The sequence below is a fragment of the Sphingobium sp. Ant17 genome, from assembly GCF_000588875.1.
Lineage (GTDB): Bacteria > Pseudomonadota > Alphaproteobacteria > Sphingomonadales > Sphingomonadaceae > Sphingobium.
On sequence record NZ_JEMV01000126.1, the window covers coordinates 1 to 4460 of the forward strand.

Annotated in this window: 7 protein-coding genes and 1 pseudogene; all 8 read right to left on the reverse strand. The window is 68.7% G+C overall.

All coding sequences use genetic code 11. The annotated features are described in order from the left end of the window. On the reverse strand, positions 1-205 hold a 205-nt coding region (locus BF95_RS24415), incomplete at its 3' end, for a hypothetical protein (RefSeq protein ID WP_043155357.1). A 436-nt stretch (positions 206-641) separates the two neighbouring features. Beyond that, a complete protein-coding gene (locus BF95_RS24420) occupies positions 642-1241 on the reverse strand; it encodes a S26 family signal peptidase (protein WP_004350838.1) in 600 nt (199 codons plus the stop codon). After that, positions 1238-1782, reverse strand: a pseudogene (locus BF95_RS24425) (DUF2840 domain-containing protein). The gene BF95_RS24420 and the pseudogene BF95_RS24425 overlap by 4 nt, the downstream one beginning before the upstream one ends. Next, positions 1779-2054, reverse strand: coding sequence for a hypothetical protein (locus BF95_RS24430; RefSeq protein WP_009405765.1), 276 nt, complete (start codon positions 2052-2054; stop codon positions 1779-1781). The pseudogene BF95_RS24425 and the gene BF95_RS24430 overlap by 4 nt, the downstream one beginning before the upstream one ends. Then, the gene (gene parA, locus BF95_RS24435) at positions 2051-2689 is read right to left on the reverse strand and encodes a ParA family partition ATPase (protein ID WP_004350845.1); all 639 of its coding nucleotides are present in this window, start codon (positions 2687-2689) and stop codon (positions 2051-2053) included. The genes BF95_RS24430 and parA overlap by 4 nt, the downstream gene beginning before the upstream one ends. A 265-nt stretch (positions 2690-2954) precedes the next feature. Beyond that, positions 2955-3809, reverse strand: a complete 855-nt coding sequence (locus tag BF95_RS24440) for a replication initiator protein A (RefSeq protein ID WP_004350846.1) — start codon at positions 3807-3809, stop codon at positions 2955-2957. Positions 3810-3823: 14 nt separating this feature from the next. Then, positions 3824-4108: a helix-turn-helix transcriptional regulator gene (locus BF95_RS24445; protein ID WP_009405761.1), complete on the reverse strand. Its 285-nt coding sequence runs from the start codon at positions 4106-4108 to the stop codon at positions 3824-3826. A 111-nt stretch (positions 4109-4219) separates the two neighbouring features. Continuing rightward, positions 4220-4460: DUF2285 domain-containing protein (locus BF95_RS24450; protein ID WP_043155358.1), on the reverse strand; the 241-nt coding region annotated here is incomplete at its 5' end.

A 4460-nucleotide genomic window follows, 5' to 3' on the forward strand; every position in this document is an offset into this window, starting at 1 on the left:
TGTGGCCGCGCCCCAGGCGTGAACCAGGCCGCTGGCCGGCGCGTGCGCCGCCGCCGGCTGCGGAATGACGCATCGAGGACTTGCCGCCGCTGGCCTTGCCCGCCTGCTTGAGCACCTTGGAAACGAAGCTCTGGCCCTGGCCCTTGCCCCGGTTCTTCGGGGCTCTGGGGCGCACGCGGAAATCGTCGTCGCGGCGGTCGGTCATGGCTGCGCTCCTCGCAAGCTACGGCGTGTCCTGTCGTGCAAAGCACGCGGACATGCCTGCATTGGCGCGACCCTCGCGCCCCAAGCGGCACGGCGGCAAAGCCGCTGCGTGCCGCACCACCCCCACGTGCAGACTGGCTTTCGACGCGGCCCGGTGCCGCGTCCTTTTGTCTTGCCTTCCGCCTTTGCCCTTCGCTGTCGCTCCGGGCGTCGGCGGCCCGGCAGCGCTGCGCTGCTTGCAGCCAGCGCGCCGGCGAACGCGGCAATGGCCGCAGGCCGGGCGCGTTCGAGGCAAGACGCCTGCACATTGGAAGGCAGCGCGAAGTGCGGCGCGGATGCGCTCGCACTGCACACGCGACGACATGCGGAAAGCCACTGGATCGACACGCCCGATGGCACGATGAGATGCACTGCAACGCGCAGCGAGTCGGCGGCCATCATGGGCGTGTCTCCAGCCAGATCGGGCGCGCAATGCCGATCACGGCGGATGCGCTGACCGGGCCGAAGTAGCGGCTGTCGAACGATGCCGGATTGGTCACGCTCAACAGGAACAGTTCGCCCGGTTCAAGGCGGCGGCAAAGCTGTAAGGATGGCAGCGGCCGGCCCAGCCGATCAGCAGGCAGCACGGCGGCCGAGGGCACGCCGTCGATGCGTACCTGACCGGCGACGATGCAGACGTGTTGCGGCGCCACCGCACCCACACGTTTGAGTAGCGGAATGTGCGTCGGCAGATAGCCACGCTGCGCAGCCAGCGTGGCAGCCGTGGCCGGCAGCGGCACCAGCACGATGCTGTCCACCGACAAGGGACGTGGCAGCGAGGCGGTGCGCGAGTCGAACGGGTCGATGCGATACCAGCCGACCGCTACGCTGTCGGACGGGTTGTAGGTCAGACGCGGCAGCGGCGACACGAAAGCCGCCCAGGCCAGCGCAGCGAAGCCGATGGCGGTCAGTGTCGCCACGACGATGCAAGCGCGCAGGCGCGAGCGAAGACGCGGCGCAACGGCAGGTGCGTTTACCGTAGTGGTCGGGGCGGTCATGGCAGCACCTTGCCGGCCAGCCAGGCGGCGTGCCGCTCGCCGGTGTATTCGGGTAGCGCAAGGCGAGCCGCAAGACGGTTGCCCAGCGTGCGCCAGTACGCGGGCGACACGTCGATGGCGGCGATGCCCTGCGCCTCGATGCCGTCGATGCGCTCCAGCACGGCGCGCACGTTGCGTCGCCTTCGGTGTGCAGCAGCAGGCGCGCGCCAGGCTGCACGCCGGGGATGCGCTGCGCCGCGTCCAGTGGCGTGCAAGTCTGCATCACCATGAGCTGCCAGCGCACGGTGCCGTAATCGTTGGCCTGCCAGCGGATGCGGCAGAGCATCGCGCCCGGCAGGAACACCGCGCAGCGCCGCCAGTCGTCCAGGCGCAGCGTGCGTGCGGGTTCGCCGAAGCGCAGGTAGAGCTTGAAGCGGTGTTCGAGGTAGGCTAGCGAAACGCGCGTCAGCGGCACGTTGCCGGCCTGCCCGGCGAGTGCCGAAAGCGCAGGCAGCAGCGTAGCCGGTGCCGCGTTCGCGGCAGGCAAAGCGAATGCGTTCATGGTGTGTTCTCCGACGGAAACTCCCGCTCCAGCAGGCCGCGCAGGAGGTCGGCCACGGTCACGCCTTGCGTGAAGGCCGACACCTTGATGCGCGCCCGCATGGCGGGCGTGATGTCGAGCGTGAGGCGGGCCGTGTAGAGGTCGCCTTTGCCCAGCGCGTCGGCATCGCCCTGACGAATCCACGCCTCGGCGTGCGGATTCGCGGGCGGACGTGCGCCGATGCCGACGCGCTTGCCCGTGCCTTTGCTGTGGGGTGGTTGCTGCGCTGTCATGTCGGCCACCGCAGCAGTTCGTCCACCAGGGCGGTGATTTCGCGGGCGGCGGCGCTGTCGGTCGCTGTCTCGCGTGCGAGCCGGCCAGCGGCAACGCTGTCAGCGAACACGATGCGCTGACGCACTTCCGAGCGCAGCGCGGGCAGCGGCTGTTCTGCCAGCGATTGCCGTGCCTCGCGCCCGATGATGGTGGTGCTGACGCGCCGGTTGATGACGAAGGCCGCGCGCAGAGCAGGCCGGAACACCTGCGCCTCGCGGATCAGCGCCACCATCTCGGCGCTGGCCCAGAGGTCGTAGGGGCTGGGCTGCACGGGGATCAGCACGCGCTCGGCCGCCAGCAGCGCGGAGCGCGCCAAAGCGGCAATGCGCGGTGGCCCGTCGATGATGACGTGATCGGCCCGCCTGGCGAGTTCTGGCGCTTCCTGATGCAGCGTCTCGCGGGCAAGGCCCACGGCGCTGAACAGCCGTGGCAAGCCTTGCTGGCTTCTGCGCTGCGTCCAGTCTAGCGATGAGCCTTGCGGGTCGGCATCGAGCAGCACGACATGCTGGCCGCGCAGCGCCAGTTCGCCGGCGATGTGGGTGGCGAGCGTGGTCTTGCCGACGCCGCCTTTCTGGTTGAGCAGCGCGACGATCATGGCGTGGCCCTCCACACTGGAAAGCCAGGCTTTGCCTGCGGTGCAAAACGCTGTTCGCCGTGCCGTTTCTCGGTTGTCCACCGAAACGGCGCGCTTCTACTAAAAGTTATGTATTTCTTGTTAGGGAAGTTAGAGGGGCCGCAAACGCGCGCCGTTATTGGCTTTCCGGTGTTTTCGTACTCCTGATAGCACGATAGGCGTACTCCCGATAGCACGATACCCGGTACTCCTGATAGCACGAGGCCGTCCACACCTTTTCCCGCACTTATCCCCGTGCCGTATGCAGCACGGGCCGGAAGGTCAGCAGTTCTTGTCCGTCGTCCGGCATTCGCTCGATGCCCAGGACATAGCCGGGCAGCGACTGTCGCGCCACCAGGGCGCGCAGGTCGTAGGCGAAGTCGGAGAAGCGCGCCGCGCTGCCCGACTTGCGGTGCAGGTGCTTGAAGTCGAATTGCCAGCCGTGTTCCTGCCGCCCGCCGTGCTTGCGCACCAGGCGGTACAGCCAGCGTTCGATGCCACCCTTCAAGCGGAAATAGGCCGGGTCGATGGTCAGCACCAGGGCGGCGTCCAGCACGCCCGCATAGAACCAGTCCGGCAGGATCAGTTCGATGCCCAGCGGCGTGCCGCTGGGGTCGGCCAGCTCGCGCCATTCGTTTACCCACGAAAAGCGGTGCAGGCGTCGCCCGGTGGTTTCGCGGATGGACGTGGCCACCGTGGTCGATTGCAGCCGGTCGAGCGCGGCTTTCAGCCGCAGGTAGTCGTTGAGCGATGTGCCGCGCCCGATGAACCGCAGGATCTCGTAGGGTGTGGCGCGTATCCAGCGCGACGGGCGCAAGCCTGCGTCGCGCGCCTCCACGATCTGCGAGGCGGCCCATATCAGCACGTCGGCATCCCATATCGTTGCGATGCCATGCTCGGCCGTTCCTTCCACGCGGATGGTGATGCTGCCGGCGCGGAAGTCGATCGGCACGGTGCGCCGCGACTTCGCCAGCGAGAAGAACGGAAAGGCCATCAAGTCCTGGCTGTCGCGTGGTGCCATGTCGCCCGGCAGCGCGCGGAACAGGTCGAGCTGTTCGCGCTGCAAGGCTTGCCCTGGCGGGCTGGACATGGCGACGGCCACCCACGCGCCAGCGATCAGCGGCCATCACGGTAGTCGCCCGCGTGGCGTTCGGCATATTCCGGGTCGGACGTCGCCTCGTAGCTGCGCTGGTCGGCCCAGGCATCGAGGTCGGACACCGCGTACATGACGCGGCGGCCGAACTTACGGAACTTCGGGCCGCCGCCGACCACGCGCTGTTTCTCCAGCGTGCGGGGACTGAGGCGCAGGTACTCGGCGGCTTCGTCGTTGGTCAGGTAGCGTTGGGGCTGCGCAGGCGCAGCGACAGCAGCGGCGGCAGGCCGCAAGGGAGCGGGTCGCATGGGATGAACCTCCATCAAGCCCGGCCGCACCACGCGGCCGGATAGAGGCACTTTCAAGAAAGCGCGGCACCCCGCGAAGGGACGATCTGCGGGGGACGCGAAACGTCCCCCCTACTGCAACCGCAGCGGCGGAAGCTGTGCCAGGCGGCGATAGCCGCCGCGCATCAGCGCCTCGCCACGGCGCACCAGCCTGCGCACGCGGGCGCGCAAGGCGCTGTCAGTGTGCCAGTCGGCGGCGACGGCATCGGCACCGAACAGACCTTCGGCCATTTCGCGCAAGGACGCGCCCGCCAGGGTCGCGTCGAGCGCCTGGAGCGTATGCAGTTCCAGCAGCGCCGCCGGCGTGGGCCGG

Bases quoted from the DNA above. Each gene is read 5' to 3' on its own strand.
- BF95_RS24420 (WP_004350838.1), bottom strand. From the start codon at position 1,241: ATGACCGCCCCGACCACTACGGTAAACGCACCTGCCGTTGCGCCGCGT.
- BF95_RS24430 (WP_009405765.1), bottom strand. From the start codon at position 2,054: ATGACAGCGCAGCAACCACCCCACAGCAAAGGCACGGGCAAGCGCGTC.
- parA (WP_004350845.1), bottom strand. From the start codon at position 2,689: ATGATCGTCGCGCTGCTCAACCAGAAAGGCGGCGTCGGCAAGACCACG.
- BF95_RS24445 (WP_009405761.1), bottom strand. From the start codon at position 4,108: ATGCGACCCGCTCCCTTGCGGCCTGCCGCCGCTGCTGTCGCTGCGCCT.